This window comes from Clostridium zeae (assembly GCF_017312485.1).
Classification (GTDB): Bacteria; Bacillota; Clostridia; order Clostridiales; family Clostridiaceae; genus Clostridium_AR; species Clostridium_AR zeae.
In genome coordinates, this window is sequence record NZ_BMBA01000002.1 from 1,219,832 (window position 1) to 1,240,965 (window position 21,134).

Consider the following 21,134-nt stretch of genomic DNA (forward strand, 5'->3'; position numbering starts at 1 on the left):
CTCAACTACCTCCTTTAAATTCGAAGTTATTAATGTCCTTACATGTTATTCTTAATGATTGACCACTTACACTAATACCAACTTTTTTTACATACTCCATAAATTCAGGACTCTCCAAAATAAATCTTGCATTCTTAAGCGTAAAACTAGAGCCAGATTTTTCTGTTATATAAATTCCTGAATATGGTATAGTATCTCTATCCAATTCATAAATATCTACTTTATTTGTAACTACAGTGGAAATAAGAAGTTTTCTCTGATTTAAATGTGCAAGTGCCTGTGTGCGCCCATATTCAAACCATTGAACATTTTTATCTTTCTTTCTTTTATCAAGTTTCACAATGTATTCCTCTAAGTGTTTTGCTGCACCTGGAAAATCATCTTTAAATGTGTTGGAGTTAATATGTACAAGAGTGTTATCATCGTATTTGTACGGAAAAATAATATACTCTTCTCTATTATATCGAAGTGATCTAGGACTTACTGCTTTTCTTAAAATAGATTTTTCTATTGCTTTTTCAGATATCTTATCTTTAGTAACAATAAAAGCTTCATTCAATAGTGTTGCAATAACTATAGACGCATTAAAAACATCGCCAAACCTTATAGTATTAGTATCCCTTATTATGCTGTTAGAGAACATCCATTTTCCATTAAGTTGTTTTCTTTGAATTAGCAATTCAGTCTGTTCCGTTTCGTTCCTATAACAAATATATTCTTTTTGATTTGTTCGATCATAAAGAAAGATACTAGTTGATGTTAAAACCCCTTGAAAAATTTGTTGAGATGGGTAATCTAATATGGTTGAGATATGTTCTTTCAATGCATGTCTCAGTTTATTTGCAAATACATTTTTATAAATATTGCTAGGAACTAATTGAACTAATTTTCCACTTGTGCTTAACAGTTGAATACCAGCTTCTATGAAAGCATAGCAATAATCAAATTTTCCGACAGAACATGTTACAAATGACTCTTTAATCTGCTTCTTACTATCTTCATCAATCTCTTTGTAGGTAATATATGGTGGGTTTCCTATTATTAAATCAAAGCTTAGATCGGTTTCCCACGTCAAGGCATTATCGTTATATAAACTCCATTCAACTGGAGGTAATTTATAATATGCAACTATAGCATTTAGCTCTTCCTTACATTTATAAAACAGCTCATTGTCAAGTTCTATTCCATAAATATCTTTTCCAAGGTTCTCAGAAATTATTTCAAATGGAATATTATCATTTAAGCAACTATCAATATACCTTATTACAATAGCTTTTAATATATTTCCTGTTCCAAAAGAATTTTCAAGAACTCGACGTCCCAATAAGTTTGTTGTATATCCGGCCAGATCTAACATAGTATCCACCATTGATTGTGGTGTGAATATCTGGCATTTTTTCTTATTCTTTTTGTTGTCAAATATAAAACTCATGATTTACCTCAATATGATAGATTTGAAATGTTCCATTCTGGATTTACCGTGTTGGTTTAAGCTATTTGGAAATGGTTCCTACAAATAATTTGCAATGATTTCTACCATTACAGCATAGGAACCATTCCGATAATACTTATCAAATACTTCTTAATATATTTTTAGATTATTAAATTTTACATTGCTTTGTAGATAACCACTCCGCACCAAAAAAGGTTTAGAATCAGTCACTAATGCTAATTAACCATAAACAAAAAGTGGAATAATCCTACACTCTCTATTGGACGCAATCGTTTTTTACTAAATTCCTTGATAAGGTTATTCATAAGTTTCATTATTATAAATAACTCAGGTCACCATTAAAGGCTCCCTTAGTATACACTAACATAACCTTTACTTCTGGTCTATCCGTTAAACAAAACTATTAATTTGCTTAGTAATGATGTACTCTGAGAAAGCTTGATTACAAAATTCAAAAAATCATCTTGTATATACCTTAATACTCATGCCCCTGCTATACACTAACATATTTCAACAGATAATGACTCTTACTATACGTTATTATACACAATAATCAGAACAAACATCAATATAATTTGTACATCAAGTCCATATTGCTAAGGAGTAATATAGTTAATAACGAAATGTACATTACATCAGTCTTATCATTTCAATTTATGATTCTCAATAAATAAAACTTAAAAATTTATATTTTTTATTCTTAATATAAATATACTCCTAACAATAAAAATATTTAAATTTGTATTTTAAATACCATCTAAATCACCATGTATTGAATCTTCTGTTATCTTAATTATTCCAGTTCCTTTTTTCTCATCTGTAATACTTTACAACTTACTGATAATTTTCTAATAAAAAAGCACTCTTTTACACATTATATTTATTGTGTAATTTAATATTTCTAAATTTAAAATATATCATATTGCTATTAAATGGCGTAAAAAGCAAATAATAATACAATACAGTTAATTTTCATCATGATATTACATGATAAAATAATGCCTCCAAGTAAGCTATAAAATACAGTAAAATTTAAATCAACGAACTCCAGGAACACAAGAATTTTATAAATAATAATTGTATTTTTTAGCTTGCAGCATTATCATCTAGTTAAATTTCATTATTGTCGGAACTACCCACACCCATCAAAAAATATGAACCGCCTGTAAGCAGCTATTTAAGCCACCTACAGGCGGTTCATGAATTCTAAGATGGAGGCGAAGCGCTACTTTAAAAATCCACTAATTTAAGTATGTTACTTACTAATGAAACAACACTTGTTCATTATCATCATCCTGAACAACCTATTCCTGAGTAAAACAATTTAATAGATTTGCTGCTTTTATTGTATACTTATTATTTTCATCTAAGTATTTTACCATATCTTGATGTATATATGTCAAAACCCTATATCCGTCTTCTAGCTCACCCATTTTGATATAATTTACAGCGATATCATAGCTTTGTTTCAAAGTACGTTCGTCATTATCTCCATAAGCAGTAAATGCAATAAAATATCCTTTTGAAAAGCAACTATTCGCTTCTTCATATTTATTAATTCTTGAATATGAAGCACCTAAGTCTAAACACGCGCTAATAATAGCATCCCTTTTTGATGGATCAACATTAAAATTATCCACTGTAATTATTTTTTCATATATATTTGTATGTTCTTCTAATAAGTGATCTAAAGTAACAATTTGCATTTTTATAGCATCTTCATGTTGTTCTAAAACACTATACAGTGAACCTAATATTCCAACAATTTCATAATAAGTATCATATATTAATACTTCATTTGTTTTATAAGATTCACTTTCATCACATATATCAATAAGTAGATTTTCTAAAACATCAACTGCCCGTATATATATTTCTTCACTAATATATAATCTCACTAAACGCAGCTTCACATCAACAACTAACTCGTACTTTTTACCAAATTGATTTTGAAATTTTTCTGCCACACTTTCAAAAACTTCTATTGCCTTTTCTAATTCTCCTATTTCTGCATAAACTTGTCCAAGTACATATTTTGAGAAAATAGTGTCTATATGCTCTTCTCCAGCTACTTCATCATACTTTTTGCACAATAATTGCAGTAGTGGAATACACTCACTATACTTATTCTGTTTAAGATATTCTCTCACCATTCCAAAAAGCATATTTAATCCGTCTAAAGTTTTATACAATTCCTCAAAATTATTTAACTGCCCCTTAAAATGTGAATCTTCTTTCATCATTTGTTTTCATCACTCGATAACTTTTTCTTTATTTCTATATCACTTATTTCACACTCTTCTCCATTAATTACAATATAATTCTTTTTTCTATCCTTAAGTTTATCATAAAGCCAACTACTTAAAATGCTTATTGCCACATTCGACCCCACAGTAATACATATTTCTATAGCCTGTCCTAAATCTGGCATAAAATTAAAATCATCTGGAGGCAGCACTTGAATGATTGCATTTTCCTTTTCGTTAACCACTATTTGTCCTACATCATTCATAGCTTTACTTAGAAATTCTGGTACCTTTTCTCCATTCATTAATGGAATTTGAATCATTTTCATTATTATTTCCTCCATATTTTCCTTTTTATTTCATCATCAGAAAGTGAATCCATATAAGCCTTCATTCTTCGTACAAAATCTTCTGCATAATTCATCAATTTTGTATCTATATTTCCATCATAGAATTGTTTAATATTCATCCTACGCAATAGTGCAGTAGGATGAGTATTCTTTGACCTCTTGATTTCTTTATCCATAACTTTTAGTATTCTTTGGTAAACAAAATCAAACATTTCAAAAAAAGTAAAAAGTAGTTCAATATCTTCAATTTTCCTATTTCTTAAATCATGTAACTGGATATTATTATAGTCCTTTTGATTTTTACAATCTTCCTTATTTATCCTTATCGCTCTAGCTTCTGATTTTCTAATCCAATTCAGAGCAAAATTATCAGCTTCATACTCATTTTTAAAAGATTGCTCCATTTCCTCATTGGTTTTAATTTCATCCTGTGTTTTGTGTTTGAGAAGTATATGTCCATATTCATGTGCCATCATAAAATCTACTTGATTCATAATAATTTCCTTTATAATAAAAATGTCTGCTTTATCAAAAAGCATTGCAGAAGGTGGTAAATTTGAAACACTTCCGTTATTTCTCAAAATATCAACAATAACTATAAATAAATTAGTACATGTTATTACTGGCTCAGTAATCTCTATAAAACAAGATTCTTCATTGTATCTCTTTACACGATATCCACACAAAATCATTTTTATCCATTCCATAAGATATACATATACTCCATAATCCATAAATATCATCCTGCTATCTCTTTGTGATTTACAATGGGCTTGTATATCGTTAGTTTTTATCATACCACACTCAATGTGCCTTATCTCTGATAGATCATACCCTTCTGGTATTGATGCTAGTAAATTAACTTGCTCATTTCGTAACCAATATGGCATACCATAAATCATATATTTTTTCCCATATACTTTTCTATTAGCAAAATACCTACTTACCATATTCCATCTAAGATTAGCCTCTGCACACTCCTTCAAATGCGTTATAAAAAATATATCCATTTTCCAGCTTACTACAAACATAGAACGTATATTAAGTAATAAAATATCCTCTTCACTATACTGTTTACCATTCATTGCTATGCAACTTACCATTAATTCAAGGTCCTTATTTTCTACAACTTTAGCGTAGTCAATAGATTGTAATAATTCAAGGTCTATCCCAATTTCTTTTGACATATATCGACTTACATCCTTATATGTTTTGAACATTTCAGCAAACAATAAGTCTATTCCACTTTTTTCAATTATCATTTCAGCATTCTCATGCATATCTTCTTTAACAATGTCATCTATTAAGTCTTGGTTATTCATTTGTTAAATCCCCACCCAAAAATTCGCTAATTAAAAATTTTATTATTTAATAAGTAATACCGCTTAAGGTCACACTAACTACTCATTAGCTTAATTGTTAATGAAGTGTCAGTAGAAGACTTTATTTCTTCTTTATCTAAGTTTTGTCTTTTAGATACTTATTTTTTTATTTATAATTATAATCCACTGTACAACTTTTGGCAAATAACAACCATTTTTTTTGCAATGTTTCATTAAAACAATTTGGTGGAGCTACCCGTAACAATAAAAAATACGACCACTTGTAGGTAGCTATTTAAGCCACATACAAATGGTCGTGGATTTATATGGTGGAGGCGAGGGGTCGTGCGCATATGTTATTACTAACATCACTGACTATATCTTACTCATTAGGATAAATTTTCCTAATGAGTCTTGGCGTATTATAGAAGCCTTAGTTTAGTTTGCGACTTCTATCCTAGTACTCCATACTTAAAAGCTTAGGAGCCTATGAGTCGATACGAGGCTGTTAAGTTTCCTTACATACCTCTCGGTATTGCCGTCATCGTCACATGGTACGGTTTCACCGATAAAGCCAAGTTTTCACTCAAGAATCACTTCTTGAGGCGACTCTTTTACGAATCGAACCCCTGTCCGAAAGCAGACCAGCCTGACTTTCTACGAGCGTAGTCTATATTTTAACATTCCCTCCACAAGACGCCTACAGACAGGCTTCCTGCTTTAGTAGCTTCATAAATTCCGTTCCTAGGTCAAAGCTTTCCTAGGCTCGGGGCCCCGCTATCGGCGCCAGACACTAAGCTGCGGGAAGCTTAGGCTGACGAGCTGCTACTAGGCAGCTAATGCAAAATTATCTTCTGCGTTTACATTTAGTGCATAGTTGATCACGTGGGACCATGCTTCCCCCGGCTCGCTTATCAAACCCATCTTACCCCCGTCGAAGCCAAAGCGCCCCCATATTATGGGTGATGAATTTGCAAACGCTATAATTTATCAATATTTAATTTTCTGAATTTTAATTATAAACCTTATAAACTTCTCTGTCAAGTTCATGATGATGAGCTGTATTTATTAACTCCTCATCACAAATATTATATTACAGCATTAATGAATTTATATCAACACAGTTATTGATGGCAAAATTGTTTATCACTGATTCATATGGAATTAGTGATAACAATAGTATACTACTCTCAGTTTTCCCACTGCTGATAAAATCATATTAATTCTATGCGAAGTTCATCTAAGTATCGGAAGTATAAATACCTAAATTTCAACGCTACTATAAAACATTCATTCATAAAAATTTTTCAATATTTATTGTTATAATTATATCTTCAAAAAATTATAAAATTATATAAATATATAGTAGATATGCGCCTTTAAGAGATATTCCCTTTATTTTGGGTGTCTCCACTTTGTAACCCCTCATCATATACTAAAGTATGAATTAACAACGGAGGTATATCTATATGAAGTGGGTATTTGTAATAGCGACTGTATTTATATTTGCGCTAGTTTTTTATTATTCCGTAAACAATGAAAAAACAAGGACGAAGAAAAAAGCATTAAGTTTATATAGGAAGAAGCGGTATGATAAAACTATTTCTTTGCTTGACGCTAAGAGAGCTCTCTTAGGCGAAGATTTTTACTATTCCCTCTTGATAGAGATATTAGTAGAAACTAAAGATATAGAAAAAATGCTACAGGCCTGCAAAGAAGCTTTAGATTCTAAAATTGAAAGCAGTATGCTTTATAACAACATAAGCTATGCTTATTTTGAAGCTGAGGATTTTGATAAATCTTTAGAATATGCTGATAAATGTATCGAACTTAATGATAAGTTTGCTGCACCTTACGCAAATAAAGGCAACTGTTATTATCTTCTCAGTGACTTAGACAAAGCTTTAGAAAATTTTGATACCGCTTTAAGTATAAACAAAGATTTACCTGCTGCACTTTATGGCAAAGGTATATGCTTATATATAAGAAAAGATTATACTGAATGCGAAAAATACCTCTTAAAATATACTAAGATAAATAAAAAAAGTATAAACACCTTTAAGATGCTTGGTGATTTATATTTTGAAAACAGGGATTTCAGTTCAGCTGCAAAAATGTATGAATCCATAATATCTGTAGACTCTACTCTCCCATGGGCCTACTACGAGCTTGGAAACATACTTTTCTATGAAGGAGATTTGTTTCGCGCCTTAACTTCACTTGATAAAGCTATAGAATTAGATAAGGATTGCTATATTGCCTATTATTATAAATGTAGGATCTTTTCACTCTTTAGACATATAGATCAAGCTTTTCAGTGTTTAGAAAAGGCTGTTGAAGGTGAAAAATACCTGAAGCTAATTGCCTTTGAAGATGATTTTCTGAACAATCTAAAATTTTATTCTAAATTTAAAGATATTGTAGGAAATAGAAAAACTGATATAATATCAGAATTACAAGTAACTAGTGCAGATGATTAAAAAATCATGCTCTTTCGTGAGCATGATTTTTTAATATCTTGATCTTTCCTTCATTTGTCTTTCAATGTCTCTCTTGTGAGCCTTTTCGAGCATAGAATCTCTCTTATCATAATTTTTCTTACCCTTACAAACAGCTAAATTAACCTTTACCTTACTACCTTTTAAATAAAGTGCTAAAGGCACTAGGGTTAATCCCTCTTGTTGTATAAGTCCTGTAAGTCTTGTTATTTCTTCTTTATGCAAAAGTAATCTTCTTTCTCTAAGTGGATCGACATTAAAAATATTACCTTGTTCATAAGGACTCACATGCATGTTTTTTATATAAACTTCTCCATTATATATATCTGCATAGCAATCTTTAAGATTAGCTTTTCCTGCCCTTATTGATTTAACCTCTGTACCTACTAGTTCTATTCCAGCTTCCATAGCTTCTTCAACGAAGTAGTCATGTCTGGCTTTTCTATTTTCAGCTAAAGTTTTATTATCATTCTTTCTAGCCATATAATCACATCCTAATGGTAATATATTGCCTCTATATTATAATATATTACCCATTTAATAACAAGTTCATAGCAGTCTATTTATTTTACTTTCACATCTTTAATAGTTTTATCTTGGCTAACATACCAATATGGTACTGCTAAGAAAAGTGAACCTCCAAGAATATTACCTAGAGTAACCCAGCTTAAATTATGTAATACAGCACCTAGAGTTAATGCATCATTATGTGGTAGCATAAGTGCTGTTGAAAACAAGGCCATATTTGCTACTGAATGTTCAAATCCAGCTGTAGCGAAAGCAAATATACACCAAAAAAGCATTATTAGCTTTGCTGTTTCATCTTTTAATCTATAACATAGCCAAACTGCTAAACAAACTATGAAGTTACATAATATAGCTCTTAAGAACAATTGATCTGCTGGATAATGTGTTTTTGATTCTGCAACCTTTAAAAGATAAGTATCAGACAGCCCTATTGGAGCTCCACTTTTTACATATATGTATGAAGATACTATTGAACCTGCCAAATTTCCAAGATAACATACTACCAATAATTTTATAGTATTCTTTAGACTAACAGTTTTTTCTAATAGACCTACAGTTAAAACAAAGCAATTACCAGTAAAAAGTTCTCCTCCAGCAAAATATATAAGACCTAAGGCTATAGAAAAGGTAAGCCCTACAGCCATCTTTCCATAAAGCTTTCCATCAACATTCACTATTCCTGCAGTTGAGTAAGAAAGAGCTATACCTACTAATACAAAAAAGCCTGCTATAAAAGCCAATAAAAAATATTTAAAAACACTATTATTAATATAATCACTCTTAACTTCTGATGAGTGAGCAACTTCCTTTACTGCATCTTTATACATGAAACATCTCCTCTTTCGCTTCTAATTTAAAGATAGCTTCTTCGATTAGGGATAACTTTAGAAATTTAAATACAATTATAAAACTATCCTTATACAAAAATATATAACTTCTAATTCATTACTTTTTAATAACAACTATCTTTATCTATTTAAGAATATTATACTGATAATTATTATCATTTTCAATTATTTTATGCTTTTTTATCCATTTAAAAATGTATCAATCCAATCTGCAATATTTTAATAATTCAAGTAATATTACCCACAATAGATTTTTTTACCTTTTAACTTATCCACATATCTCATTGAATCATAATTTCCTAAGAAATAAAAAAGTCGCTGAAGCGACCTTCTTCAGCGAGCTTTTTTAACGCATCTGCCTTTCCGAATGAATATGAGGAAAATTTGGTAGGCGAATAAGTTTTATTTTTACTGTATCGCCATAAAAAACTTTTGAAACCATTGAAATATCTAGGTTTATATAACTTTAAAATTTTATACTTTCCTATACAGTAAAAAAACAGTATGAACAATAAAATTCATACTGCTTTCTATATCAAAGTATCTAATATCTTTAAATGGCTTTAAAACTTATTAACAAATGGTGTATTCCAGGTATTTAAGAAAACATAGTCATTAAAATCCTTCTTAGGATTATGATCTTTTTGCTCATCACTATGTCCTACTGGTGTCATACCAACAAGCTTGTAATTGTTTGGCGCTCCTATAACATTTATTACTTCCGCTTCATTAGCAGCACCTACCCAACAAGTTGAATATCCCTCTGCAGTAGCAGCTAATATAAAGTGTTCCATTGCTATAGCTCCATCTACCAAATAATATTCCTTGCCGTCTATTTCACCAGATTTATCAGGTGAAGCTAAGAACACAGCAAGTAATGGTGCATCTTTTATACCTTTTGATACTTGACCATCATCGTTTAATACAGTATCAGCTATGGTATCCTTTATTCGTTTATCATCTATTAATATAATCTTGTAACTAGTTTTATTTTTCCAGGATGGTGACATCATAGCTGCTGTGACCATTCTATTGAGTTTTTCCTTATCTATAGGACCTTGAGTATTGTATTTCTTTATACTTTGTCTTTCTTCAATAACTTCATAAAATCCCATTGCAATAACCTCCTAAACTTAGATAAAAGTTAAAGAACCACTTCACTCAAAATATTAAAAATAGATTTTTATGAAGGGTTCTTTACAATTTTATTATTATCTAATTATAAGTAGTTAATGCTAAGTAATTGCTTATATTTTGATTAGATTTTGGGTATCATGGGATTTCTCTTCACCTTCCCAATATCCTTCTTCAAACTCCTCAAAGCTTTCACCGTCTTCATCTTCATCATCAAAATCGTTTAGCATTCCTTTTACATCTGGTACAGGAAGATCCATTTCAATTTCACTTTCTGTTGGTATTATATCAAAGTATACTTCTCTGTTATCTATATCAACTCGTGAACATTTTACTGAAATACTGTCTCCTAATCTGTAAATTCTCTTTGTTCTCTCTCCAATTAACATTAGATGCTCTTCATCATATACATAATAGTCATCATCTAAGTCTGCTATACGTACTAGGCCTTCTATTGTGTTTGGAAGCTCTACAAACATACCGAAGTTTGTTACAGATGATATTACACCTACAAACTCTTGACCTATTCTATATGACATATACTCAGCTTTCTTTAAGTCATCAACTTCTCTTTCTGCATCTTGAGCCAATCTTTCCATATCCGAAGATTGCTTTGAAGCAGTATCAACTATCTTTACTAGTCTTTCTGATCTCTTCTCATCAATCTTTCCTCGAAGATGCTCTTTTATTATCCTGTGTATTTGCAGGTCAGGATATCTTCTTATTGGTGAAGTAAAGTGGCAATAGTATTTTGCTGCCAATCCAAAGTGCCCTACACATTCAGGTGCATATCTAGCTTGCATCATGCTTCTTAACAGAAGAGTACTAACTACAGTTTCTTCGTTCTTACCTTTAATCATTTCAAGTACATCTTGAAGATTTGACGGATGGATGTCTTGGCTCCATCTAACTGTATAACCCAAGTTATATATAAAATTCTTAAATCTTTCTAGCTTTTCTTGATCTGGCTCTTCATGTATTCTATATACAAATGGAATCTTTGTCCAATACATATATTCAGCTACAGTTTCATTACATACAAGCATAAATTCTTCTATAATTCTATTTGCTATTGCTCTTTCATAAGGTTTAATCTCTATTGGCTTTCCAAGGTCATCTAATATTATCTTAGATTCTTCAAAGTCAAAGTCTATTGCGCCTCTTTTTAATCTTCTCTTATTTAATATTAAACATAATTCTTCCATAGCCTTGAAATCATCATAAAGATAATCATATCTCTTTATAAGATCTTCATTTCCGTCTTTTAGTATTGCTGTAACATCTGTATAAGTCATTCTTTCTGATGTTTTTATAACACTTTCAACTATCTCATGGTCTACAACATTACCTGACTTATCTATGGTCATAATGCAGCTTAAAGCTAATCTATCTACTTTAGGATTAAGAGAACAAATTCCGTTTGATAATTTTTTAGGAAGCATAGGTATAACTCTATCTATAAGATATACTGATGTAGCTCTTTTAAGTGCTTCTTTATCTAAAGGATTTTTTTCTCTAACATAATGCGTTACATCGGCTATATGAACACCTAATTTATAATTTCCACCTGGCAGTCTTTCTATATTAACTGCATCATCCAAGTCTTTAGCGTCTTCACCATCGATTGTTACCATTTTTACATTACGTAAATCTCTTCTTTTCTTATATTCTTCTGCTGGTATTTCTTCCTCGATGTTCTCAGCATACTCTATTACCTTATCTGGGAACTCTTCTGGAAGTCCATATTTCTTAATTATGGTTAATATGTCTAAGCCCTTATCTCCCTTTTTACCTAAAACATCAGTTACAACACCTTCTGGATTTCTTCTTTGGTCAGGCCATTTTACGATTTCAACCTGTACTAAATCTCCAGTTTGTGCATTTTTCCTGTCATTTTTAGGGATGAATATATCAAATTGTACTCTTTTATCTTCTGGCACAACAAAGCCGAAGTTTCTTGAGTCTTCATACACCCCAATTATTTTTTTGTTTACTCTTTCAGTTATTTGAACAATTTCACCTTCACATTTTTTGCCTTTATCATCTTCTTTTAATATCTTTGCTACTACCTTATCACCATTCATCGCACCATTCATTGATGAGCTTGGTATAAATACATCCTTTAAACCTTCTTCATCAGGTATAACAAATCCAAAACCTCTTTGATGTACTTGTATTTTACCTGCTACAAGTCCCATTCTTTCAGGTAGTCCAAATCTATCATGAGCAGTTCTTACTATAAGACCTTCTTTTTCCATAGTTTTTATCGCTCTTTTAAAAGCTTTATATTCATCTCTATTTATATCAAAAATTGTTGCCAAATCTTGAATATCCATTGGTCTATAGGCAGGTTCTTTCATGAAAGTAAGAAGTGTTTGCTTTATTCCCATAGCATCAGCCTCCATATTTATATTATTTTTTATTATCTATTTTTCCCTATTCAATATCTTTAATACTTTAAAATTAAGCTTTTGAAATCATAACTAAAACATAGTTAATTAAGAAATGTTTACTGCTATCATTCTATTTATATTAATTGAGATATAGATGTACCAATTCGAACTGAAATTTATTTTCAAAACTTCTCTTGATTCTGAGATGTGAATTTGAAAATATAAATTATACTACGAAGTGGTACATCGATAAGTACAAAATTAGCATATTTTATGAAAAATCTATGATTTACCTCTATTATAATTGGATATACTAATTAAAGCAAATAAAGATAAATTAACACAATAACCATTGTAGAAAATCATATTAATTCTTTGCAAAATTCATTAAAGCATCGGAGGAATGACAATTTAATTAATTTCGAATTATTATTAATTAATATTTATTTTCTATTGATATTTATTTTTATATGTATTATAATGAATTCACAAGCTACATAGGAGGAAGTCATGAAAAGATATGTTTGCATAGAATGTGGTTATATTTATGACCCAGCTATTGGCGACAGTTCTCAAGACATAGTAGCCGGCACAGCTTTTGAAGCTTTGCCAGAATATTGGCTTTGCCCGATTTGCGGGGAGCCCTTAGACATGTTTGAAGAACTGTAATATTGATACTTACTTCCTATTCAAAGCCGACCTCACTCTTTTAATACTATTCACGACAAAGAATCACTAGGGCATTAGCCTTAGTGATTTTTTATGCGCATATATCCTTCCTAATTCATATAACGCATAAAATATAAAGGCTGACCAAATTTGGTCAGCCTTTATATCAAACTTATTATATAAAGTTTAGAACTACTGTATTGATAGCAAATAATATTGATGCAATTATAGTCACATTTCTAAGTGCAGCTTCTTTTGTTCTTCCTTTATTTTTAGAGTAAAAAGTTTCGCTTTTACCTTGGATTAATCCGCTTAGCGCATCAGCTTTACTTGGTTGTAGTAATACTGATACTATTATGATTATTCCGATAATAACTTCTAATGCTGTTAAAACGTTATGCATTATAGTCACCTCCTGCATTCATTAGCTTTTCATCTTTTTGCATAATTTAACTATACCTTCAACTTTAGGTTAACTTATATAATATAATTATAAATTAAAATATTGCGGATGTATAGATTATAAAACCATACACATATGATTTTATAATAGCATACCATAATATTATTTACAATAATTAGTTACAAAGCAAAATAAAAAGGTGGATGAAAAGACTTTTCTAACGTATAAAAAGCAGTTACCATAAAGATAACTGCTTATTTATGATTAAGTGAAATTATTTCTTTATATTAAAGAATGCACCTAATCCTCTATATTCTCCAATTTCATCCAATTCTTCTTCAATTCTAAGTAATTGATTATACTTAGCAACTCTTTCTGATCTAGCTGGGGCACCAGTCTTGATTTGACCTGCATTAACTGCTACAACAAGATCTGCTATAGTTGTATCTTCAGTTTCACCTGATCTATGAGAAATTACTGCAGTATATCCAGCTCTGTTTGCCATTTCAATAGCATTTAAAGTTTCAGTTAAAGTACCGATTTGGTTAAGCTTAATTAATATTGAGTTTGCAACCTTCTTCTGAATTCCAGTTGATAATCTTTCTGTGTTAGTTACAAATAAATCATCACCAACTAATTGAATCTTTCCACCCAACTTATCAGTTAATATCTTCCATCCTTCCCAATCTTCTTCAGCCATACCATCTTCAATTGAGATTATTGGATACTTTTCAACCCAAGCAGCTAAGAAATCAGCCATTTGAGTAGCATCTAAAGTCTTTCCTTCATGTTCTAAAACGTACTTTCCGTCTTTGTAGTATTCTGATGAAGCACAGTCAATAGCTATGAAGATTTCTTCACCTGGTTTATAACCAGCTTTATTGATAGCTTCTATGATAACTTGTAAAGCTTCTTCATTTGACTTAAGATTTGGAGCGAATCCACCTTCGTCGCCTACACCAGTAGCATATCCTTTATCATTTAATATTTTCTTTAATGAATGATAAACTTCTGCACTCATTCTTAATGCATCACTAAAACTTTGAGCACCAGCTGGCATTATCATGAATTCTTGTAAATCTACTGAGTTATCAGCATGCTTTCCACCGTTGATTATGTTCATCATAGGAACTGGTAAAACTTTAGCATTAACTCCACCTATATATTGGTATAATGGAAGTCCTAAGTACTTAGCTGCAGCTTCTGCAACTGCTAAAGAAACGCCTAGTATAGCATTAGCTCCTAATTTACCTTTGTTATCTGTTCCATCTAATACTATTAAACTTTCATCTATTAATGTTTGATCAAAAACATTCATTCCAATAAGTTCTGTTGCTATTGTTTCATTTACGTTTTGAACAGCTTTTAGAACACCTTTACCTTGATATTTAGTTTTATCATCATCTCTTAATTCAACAGCCTCATAAATACCAGTTGAAGCACCTGATGGAACAGCTGCTCTTCCTATTGTTCCATCTTCAAGAACTACTTCTACCTCTATAGTTGGGAAGCATCTTGAATCTAAAATTTGTCTTGCAAGCACATCTACGATTTCAACATATTGTTTCATTATTATTTCCTCCTTTATTATCATAGGTAAATAAGTACCTATAGTATTATCTCTAAAAAAGTATTTAACTATTACAAGTTTGTGCATTAATAATATTTTTATTCTTTATTTTAGTAAATTATTATTGCATTTCCTCATTTGGTTAAATTTATTATAAAACAAACAAATAGCTTTTTCAATCATTTGATAATAATTTTCATTACAATTCACATTTAAATCGCAATATTCTAATAACTTAAACTTATTTCTATAAATTATTCTTCATATTTCTATTATATTTACTATATTTTTATAAAAAATATTATAATTTTAATATTTCTACGTACTCGCTAAAACGATTATTTTTGTCTTAATTCCGATGCTATTTTATTTTCTTATAATTACTTTCTACTCTACATCTTTATATTATTTTTAAGTGAAAAGATTCCTTTGAACAACAACCCTTATATTTTTAGCTTTTATATTTGGTTCTATTCATATATAATCCTAAAAATGATTTCAATTCTTTCGCTCCCTTACTATTAAGATAAGCTTAATTCTTGTTGTAAATAGATAATTAAAGCTTTTTCTCATATTTGCATCAATTTCATGCAAATTTATGCAACAATATCGCATTCAATGCAATTATTTCTTAATATACAAAAAAATACTTATATTGTTGCAAAACTATGCACAATGCAATATAATAAAGTTGTTTAATGAAATTTTTTCCATTAATTCATTTATTTCTCTTATTAAATCACATAAGAAAGGAGGCTTTTTAATCTATAGAAATTTTAAAAGTTGTCTTTACTCAATTTCAACACAGCACTTGGACATAGCATAATAATTTAATAAATATAATTGGAGGGAATAGAAATGTTTCAGATTATGCCTCTAAAGGCAAAGAGATTTAGGAGTATATTATCTTTTTCTATTATATTTACCATGCTTATGACCATGGTAATATGCGCCACACCAAAGATTGTAAAAGCTGCAGGCTCACCTTTGTTATCTCTCAGAAAACCAGTACTCGCCTCCTCTACCGAAGGCTCAAACAGCACTGATAAAGCAGTTGATAGCAACATCAATTCTCGATGGGCCAGTGTATGGCAGATGGACCCTCAATGGATCTATGTAGATCTAGGTTCTACTGCTAATATTAATCGTGTATATCTAAGTTGGGAAAGTGCTTATGCAAAATCATTCCAAATTCAAACCTCAAACGACGCTGCCACTTGGACATCGATCTATTCTACAACCTCAGGCACAGGTGGTATTAATGACTTAACTGTATCTGGAACAGGCAGATATGTCCGTGTATACTGCACTCAACGTGCTTTATCTGATTATGGTTACTCCCTATATGAATTTCAAGTATATGGTGATTATACTACACCTCAACCACCCGCTCCTGTAAACGTTGCCTTAAATAAACCTACAAATGCATCAACTTGGGAAGTACCTAGTTGGTCAACTGATCCTGATATCGTCTCTGCAAAAAAAGTAAATGATGGAGATATAACAAGTCGTTGGTCTTCTGAATCTTGGGATCCACAGTGGGTTAGTATCGATTTAGGTAGTATCCATACCATAGGAACAATAGTATTAAGCTGGGAATCTGCTTATGGAAAATCATATGATATACAAGTTTCCGACGACAACAACAATTGGAAAACAGTTTACCGTCAACTTTATGGACAAGGTGGCGTTGATACTATAAAAATTAAAGCTAGCGGTCGTTATGTCAGAATGTATGGTTTCGCAAGGGGTACAGCTTTCGGATACTCCTTATATGAATTTGAAGTCTATGATTTTGTTAATGGCGATCCTACTCCAGTTGTTCATATCCCTGATATGCCTGTAGCAAAAGTGGTTAATGTGGGTGCAGGTAGCTATAAAACAAATGATATAACCTGCTACACTCCTATATATCCAGAGTATAAAACAGCAAATCTAAAAACACCAATTCCATCTGGTGGATGGTGGCAATCTATCCTAATAAAACGCCTAAGTGATGGTATAGTTCCATTGCCCTTTAGAACTCAATACACAGATCAAGGCTTAAGTGTTATGAATCCTGGATCGGGTTTCGTAAGTACTGATGGTAAAACTATAAGCACTGCTGGCGCACCTGATTTTTATCTTATGACAAGCAATATAGATCCAATGAAAATGTCTGCAAAGGTTGATGGTTATGGCGATTACTCAGTAAGATCAGTACTAAGTGATGATGACACCTTTAAGATGAAAACTACAATGGTTAAAGGCTCACCTTATCTATACAATGAATTTACAGATGCTAGTTCCCCTTTTATTACCTTAAATGCTACAACAAGATTTTTTGATGACAAAAACAATACTATTTTAGCAACTGATGGTGCAATAGTAACAGCAGACCACATAGGAGTGGAAGTTACTAATGTGGACTGTAATAATACTACAAAAGTCAGAGCTTATGGTATTTTTGCTCCTAGTGGAACAGTATTTAAAAAGACAGGCAGCAAACTTACTCTTCAACTTGGAAATGGTGACAATTACTTATCTATCGCCACCCTTCCTTCTAATGCTAACTTAAACTATTATTATCAACACGCATATGCTTTCGTCACAGATACTAAAGCTACTTTCAAATGTGATGATGCTACCGGATTGGTTACTACTACTTATAATTCTACAACTCAATTAAAACGTGCTGGCTTTTCATCAGACACCTTGTTAGCTTTATTGCCAAACCAATGGAAGAGTATAACATCAGCTACCTCACTAACTTCCTATACCTATCCTTATATAAGAGGAATAATGAAAGTCCATGAAGGTAATTCTTTCTTTATGCAAGATAAATTTACAGGAATAATACCTCAGTTTGGCATTCCTTCAGATTCTAGCACCTATAATAAAGCAGATGTAATAAGCTATCTTAACAATACAAATTCAATGCTTGAAAACAACTATATGTGGGACGATCCTTATTGGGAAGGAAAGAACTTACAACCCTTAAGCCAATCAATTCTGATTGCAGATCAATTGGGCGAAACCGCAATTCGAGATAAGTCTTTATCTATTTTAAAGAAGATACTAACTAACTGGCTAACTTATAGCGGTGGTTATCCAAACGATTATCCTTATTACCTATATTATTCTCCAGAATGGGGTTCAATGATGGGTGATGGCGGAGACCACGGTATGGCTAAGTGGATGTCAGATCATCATTATGTATGGGGATACTTTATCTATGCATCAGCTATTTTAGCTTCCTACGATAAAGACTATCTAAATAACTATGGTGGCATGGTTGAAGAACTTATAAAAGATGTTGGAAATCCCTCAAGAAATGACTCAATGTATCCATATATAAGAGCTTTCGATCCTTATGAAGGTGTATCTTGGGCTGGAGGTTATGGAGACAGCTATGATGGAAATAATCAAGAGGCTACCTCAGAAGCATTATTTGCGTATGCAGGAGAATATCTATGGGGTGTCCTTACTAATAATGCTCAATACAGAGATGTTGGTATGTGGGTATATACTGTAGAAACTAAATCCATCTTAGATTATTGGTTTAATTACGACCAAGACAGCTTACCAGCTAACTATACTCATGGCGTAGTAGGCCAAGTTTGGGGAAGTAAGAATGTTTACGGCACTTATTTTTCTACTGATCCTAACTGTATATATGGCATAGGCTGGCTTCCAGTAGCACCTTATATGACATACTTCGGATTAAATTCTGCTGCTGCAAAAAGAACTTATGACTCCTTTGTAAAAGATAAAGGTGGTGCTGAAAATGGTTGGTATCATGTTATTTGGCCTTTTGAAGCCTTAAGTGATCCTAAGGCTACTATAGCCAAATGGGATCCTTCTAAGATTGCAGCCGATGACGCAAACGGACAAAAAGAGTGGCCAAATACCTACTGGTTTATTCACGCCATGGACGCCTTTGGAACTCGTACTTCAGATATATGGTCATCTAATTGGACTACCTATCAAGCCTTTGTGAAAAACGGAAATTATACAGTTAATATATGGAATCCTACTAGTATAACACAATATGTTGTATTTAGAGATACAACTGGCAATATAGTAGGTACAGTAACAGTGCCTTCTATGAAGACAGTTGTAGCTAATCCTAAAAACGGTATTCAGCCTCCTGCCGCCAATGGACAAGTAGCTGCACCTACCTTTAGTATTGCAAGTGGGACTTATAGTTCCGCGCAGTTAGTTGAAATTTCATCTCAAACATCAGGCGCTACTATCAGATATACAACAGATGGAACAGAACCTACTGCTTCTTCACAAAAATATACAGGAGCAATAAACGTATCTCAAAATATGATCATAAAAGCTAAAGCATTTAAAGAGCTTATGAATGATTCTACCTCAACTAGTGCTAACTACGTGATTTCAATAAAGGATAAGGTATCCATACCTACAATAACACCAACTACTGGCACTTATACAACTTCTCAGACAGTAGCAATAAGTGATACTACTTCTGGCTCAACTATAAGATATACCACTGATGGCTCTACACCTACAAGCTCTAACGGAACAGTTTATTCTGCTCCATTTACAGTATCCTCTACCACTACAGTTAAGGCCATCTCTTACAAATCAGGTATGACAGATTCAGATATCTCGACCTCTACAATTACAATTAATACTACGCCTACAACCACAAACTTAGCATTAAATAAAACCGCGACCACGTATTCTATCCTTGGTGGAAATACAGCCTCTGCCGCCTTTGATGGAAATATAAATACCCGATGGGAATCAGACTATAAGGATCCTCAGTGGATATCAGTAGATCTTGGCTCAAGCTATAATGTAACTGGCGTTAAACTTAACTGGGAAACTGCCGCAGGAAAAGATTATAAGATTCAAGTATCTAGTGATAATACAAGCTGGAATGACGCATATACAAAAACTGGTGGAACTGGAGGCATAGAAAATATAACCTTCCAGACAGCTTCTACTGGAAGATATGTACGAATGTATGGTACTGCCAGAACTACAGGATACGGTTATTCTTTATGGGAATTCGAAGTGTATGGTACAGCAGTAAATAGCAATAAAATATCTACCCCCGTGATTACTCCTGTTACTGGCACCTACGGAACTAATCAAACAGTTACTATAACTGACAGTACTTCAGATTCAACCATTAGATATACAACTGATGGTTCTGCTCCTTCCGCTACTAATGGAACAATCTATACAGGTGCCTTTACAATATCAACTTCGACTACAGTTAAAGCAATAGCGTATAAATCAGGTATGACAGATTCAGATATTGCCTCTTCAATAATCACTATTAACACGCAACCAACATCACTAAAGATACAAGCAGAAAGCTATACGGCAATGAGTGGTATAGGAACAGAGGCCTGCAATGATATAGATGGAGGTCAAAACGTAGGTTGGATTGATACAGGTGATTGGATGGACTATACTATAAATGTTCCAAATACAGGAACCTATAATTTAAACTACAGAGTAAATGGTTGGAACACTGATGCGCAGATACAATTAAAATTAGGAAATACAATTCTAGCTACTACCGGTGTAAATACTAATAATTCCTGGACCACTGTTAGCTCATCTCCTGTACCTCTAAACGCTGGCACTCAAACCATACGAGTTTATTCTAGCGGTGGTGGTTTCAATCTTAATTGGTTTGAACTTACGAAGTAATATAACGTAACAGTTTATATAGCTGTAAAATTCAAAAATATGGT

The 21,134-nt window shown here is 31.9% G+C and carries 13 protein-coding genes and 1 other RNA gene; 3 read left to right on the plus strand and 11 right to left on the minus strand.

Annotation, left to right across the window (positions count from 1 at the left end; translation table 11 throughout):
- Window position 1: 1 nt before the first annotated feature.
- From J3477_RS14660 to ssrA, 5 genes are all read right to left on the minus strand, one after another.
- Window positions 2-1,432 carry an Eco57I restriction-modification methylase domain-containing protein gene (locus J3477_RS14660; RefSeq protein WP_206870686.1) on the minus strand — a complete coding sequence of 477 codons (1,431 nt, stop codon included), beginning with the start codon at window positions 1,430-1,432 and terminating at the stop codon, window positions 2-4.
- A gap of 1,325 nt (window positions 1,433-2,757) precedes the next feature.
- Window positions 2,758-3,696: a tetratricopeptide repeat protein gene (locus J3477_RS14665; protein ID WP_206870687.1), complete on the minus strand. Its 939-nt coding sequence runs from the start codon at window positions 3,694-3,696 to the stop codon at window positions 2,758-2,760.
- Complete coding sequence (locus J3477_RS14670) at window positions 3,693-4,028, minus strand: hypothetical protein (protein WP_206870688.1); 336 nt, start codon at window positions 4,026-4,028, stop codon at window positions 3,693-3,695. The genes J3477_RS14665 and J3477_RS14670 overlap by 4 nt, the downstream gene beginning before the upstream one ends.
- Before the next feature lie 2 nt (window positions 4,029-4,030).
- Window positions 4,031-5,371 (minus strand): phage exclusion protein Lit family protein, encoded by a 1,341-nt coding sequence (locus J3477_RS14675; RefSeq protein WP_206870689.1) that lies wholly within the window; start codon window positions 5,369-5,371, stop codon window positions 4,031-4,033.
- A gap of 617 nt (window positions 5,372-5,988) precedes the next feature.
- Window positions 5,989-6,316: a transfer-messenger RNA gene (gene ssrA / locus J3477_RS14680) on the minus strand.
- 524 nt (window positions 6,317-6,840) lie between these two features.
- Here ssrA and J3477_RS14685 point away from each other — a divergent pair.
- Window positions 6,841-7,851, plus strand: coding sequence for a tetratricopeptide repeat protein (locus J3477_RS14685; protein ID WP_206870690.1), 1,011 nt, complete (start codon window positions 6,841-6,843; stop codon window positions 7,849-7,851).
- A gap of 30 nt (window positions 7,852-7,881) precedes the next feature.
- On the opposite strand, the gene smpB is transcribed toward J3477_RS14685, so the two are convergent.
- The 4 genes from smpB to rnr form a co-directional block, all read right to left on the minus strand.
- On the minus strand, window positions 7,882-8,352 hold the full coding sequence (gene smpB, locus J3477_RS14690; protein ID WP_183275964.1) for an SsrA-binding protein SmpB: 471 nt from the start codon (window positions 8,350-8,352) through the stop codon (window positions 7,882-7,884).
- Window positions 8,353-8,432: 80 nt separating this feature from the next.
- Entirely contained in the window at window positions 8,433-9,224 is a 792-nt protein-coding gene (locus J3477_RS14695) for a formate/nitrite transporter family protein (protein ID WP_206870691.1), read from the minus strand.
- Between the two features lie 584 nt (window positions 9,225-9,808).
- A complete protein-coding gene (locus J3477_RS14700; RefSeq protein WP_206870692.1) occupies window positions 9,809-10,360 on the minus strand; it encodes a nitroreductase family protein in 552 nt (183 codons plus the stop codon).
- A gap of 132 nt (window positions 10,361-10,492) precedes the next feature.
- Window positions 10,493-12,769 (minus strand): ribonuclease R, encoded by a 2,277-nt coding sequence (gene rnr / locus J3477_RS14705; protein WP_206870693.1) that lies wholly within the window; start codon window positions 12,767-12,769, stop codon window positions 10,493-10,495.
- A gap of 513 nt (window positions 12,770-13,282) precedes the next feature.
- Here rnr and J3477_RS14710 point away from each other — a divergent pair.
- Complete coding sequence (locus J3477_RS14710) at window positions 13,283-13,441, plus strand: rubredoxin (RefSeq protein ID WP_206870694.1); 159 nt, start codon at window positions 13,283-13,285, stop codon at window positions 13,439-13,441.
- Between the two features lie 175 nt (window positions 13,442-13,616).
- On the opposite strand, the gene secG is transcribed toward J3477_RS14710, so the two are convergent.
- Window positions 13,617-13,844: a preprotein translocase subunit SecG gene (gene secG, locus J3477_RS14715; RefSeq protein WP_206870695.1), complete on the minus strand. Its 228-nt coding sequence runs from the start codon at window positions 13,842-13,844 to the stop codon at window positions 13,617-13,619.
- 274 nt (window positions 13,845-14,118) lie between these two features.
- Window positions 14,119-15,414, minus strand: a complete 1,296-nt coding sequence (gene eno, locus J3477_RS14720; RefSeq protein ID WP_206870696.1) for a phosphopyruvate hydratase — start codon at window positions 15,412-15,414, stop codon at window positions 14,119-14,121.
- 858 nt (window positions 15,415-16,272) lie between these two features.
- Here eno and J3477_RS14725 point away from each other — a divergent pair.
- Window positions 16,273-21,090: a galactose-binding domain-containing protein gene (locus J3477_RS14725; protein ID WP_206870697.1), complete on the plus strand. Its 4,818-nt coding sequence runs from the start codon at window positions 16,273-16,275 to the stop codon at window positions 21,088-21,090.
- Window positions 21,091-21,134: the final 44 nt, after the last annotated feature.

Coding starts and splice junctions, on each gene's coding strand:
- J3477_RS14660 (WP_206870686.1), bottom strand. CDS start 1,432: ATGAGTTTTATATTTGACAACAAAAAGAATAAGAAAAAATGCCAGATA.
- J3477_RS14665 (WP_206870687.1), bottom strand. CDS start 3,696: ATGATGAAAGAAGATTCACATTTTAAGGGGCAGTTAAATAATTTTGAG.
- J3477_RS14670 (WP_206870688.1), bottom strand. CDS start 4,028: ATGAAAATGATTCAAATTCCATTAATGAATGGAGAAAAGGTACCAGAA.
- J3477_RS14675 (WP_206870689.1), bottom strand. CDS start 5,371: ATGAATAACCAAGACTTAATAGATGACATTGTTAAAGAAGATATGCAT.
- J3477_RS14685 (WP_206870690.1), top strand. CDS start 6,841: ATGAAGTGGGTATTTGTAATAGCGACTGTATTTATATTTGCGCTAGTT.
- smpB (WP_183275964.1), bottom strand. CDS start 8,352: ATGGCTAGAAAGAATGATAATAAAACTTTAGCTGAAAATAGAAAAGCC.
- J3477_RS14695 (WP_206870691.1), bottom strand. CDS start 9,224: ATGTATAAAGATGCAGTAAAGGAAGTTGCTCACTCATCAGAAGTTAAG.
- J3477_RS14700 (WP_206870692.1), bottom strand. CDS start 10,360: ATGGGATTTTATGAAGTTATTGAAGAAAGACAAAGTATAAAGAAATAC.
- rnr (WP_206870693.1), bottom strand. CDS start 12,769: ATGGGAATAAAGCAAACACTTCTTACTTTCATGAAAGAACCTGCCTAT.
- J3477_RS14710 (WP_206870694.1), top strand. CDS start 13,283: ATGAAAAGATATGTTTGCATAGAATGTGGTTATATTTATGACCCAGCT.
- secG (WP_206870695.1), bottom strand. CDS start 13,844: ATGCATAACGTTTTAACAGCATTAGAAGTTATTATCGGAATAATCATA.
- eno (WP_206870696.1), bottom strand. CDS start 15,414: ATGAAACAATATGTTGAAATCGTAGATGTGCTTGCAAGACAAATTTTA.
- J3477_RS14725 (WP_206870697.1), top strand. CDS start 16,273: ATGTTTCAGATTATGCCTCTAAAGGCAAAGAGATTTAGGAGTATATTA.